This window comes from Rhizobium sp. Rhizsp42 (genome assembly GCF_047304155.1).
GTDB lineage: Bacteria > Pseudomonadota > Alphaproteobacteria > Rhizobiales > Rhizobiaceae > Rhizobium.
Window position 1 is genome coordinate 1 of record NZ_JBGLYS010000183.1, and the last position, 248, is coordinate 248.

A 248-nucleotide genomic window follows, 5' to 3' on the forward strand; every position below is an offset into this window, starting at 1 on the left:
GTCGAGATCATGCTGCGGCTTTTCGACCTCAACCGCGACATCCGGATAGAAGATCGAGCAATGCTGCCCCACCACCTCGCGCTCGCTCCAGCCCTGGATCCGCTCGGCCGCCTTGTTCCAGATCGTCACGTGGCCCTGGGGATCGAGCATGTAGATGGCGCAGCCCTCGGCGCCGTCGATCAGCAGGTTGAGCGTCTCGGCGAGATCGTCCGCCCGGCTCGCGCCGCGTTCCGCGACCTGCTCGGTGG

1 protein-coding gene is annotated in these 248 nt (G+C 66.5%); it reads right to left on the reverse strand.

All coding sequences use genetic code 11. From position 1 onward, the window contains the following. Positions 1–248: PAS domain-containing protein (locus ACCD05_RS32015; RefSeq protein ID WP_413397716.1), on the reverse strand; the 248-nt coding region annotated here is incomplete at both ends.